This is a genomic window from Burkholderia sp. SIMBA_062 (assembly GCF_046534765.1).
GTDB classification, from domain to species: domain Bacteria; phylum Pseudomonadota; class Gammaproteobacteria; order Burkholderiales; family Burkholderiaceae; genus Burkholderia; species Burkholderia ambifaria.
Genome location: NZ_JAWRYD010000118.1, coordinates 1 through 450 on the forward strand (window position 1 = coordinate 1; position 450 = coordinate 450).

Annotated in this window: 1 rRNA gene; it reads right to left on the reverse strand. The window is 55.6% G+C overall.

Going from position 1 to position 450, the window contains the following annotated elements:
• Positions 1-450 (reverse strand): 16S ribosomal RNA (locus tag SB786_RS35650); the annotation flags it as partial.

Genomic DNA, 450 nt, shown 5'->3' on the forward strand with positions numbered 1-450 from the left:
CTACGGCTACCTTGTTACGACTTCACCCCAGTCATGAATCACACCGTGGTAACCGTCCTCCCGAAGGTTAGACTAGCTACTTCTGGTGCAACCCACTCCCATGGTGTGACGGGCGGTGTGTACAAGGCCCGGGAACGTATTCACCGCGACATTCTGATTCGCGATTACTAGCGATTCCGACTTCACGCAGTCGAGTTGCAGACTGCGATCCGGACTACGATCGGTTTTGTGAGATTAGCTCCACCTCGCGGCTTGGCAACCCTCTGTACCGACCATTGTAGCACGTGTGTAGCCCAGGCCGTAAGGGCCATGATGACTTGACGTCATCCCCACCTTCCTCCGGTTTGTCACCGGCAGTCTCCTTAGAGTGCCCACCATCACGTGCTGGTAACTAAGGACAAGGGTTGCGCTCGTTACGGGACTTAACCCAACATCTCACGACACGAGCTG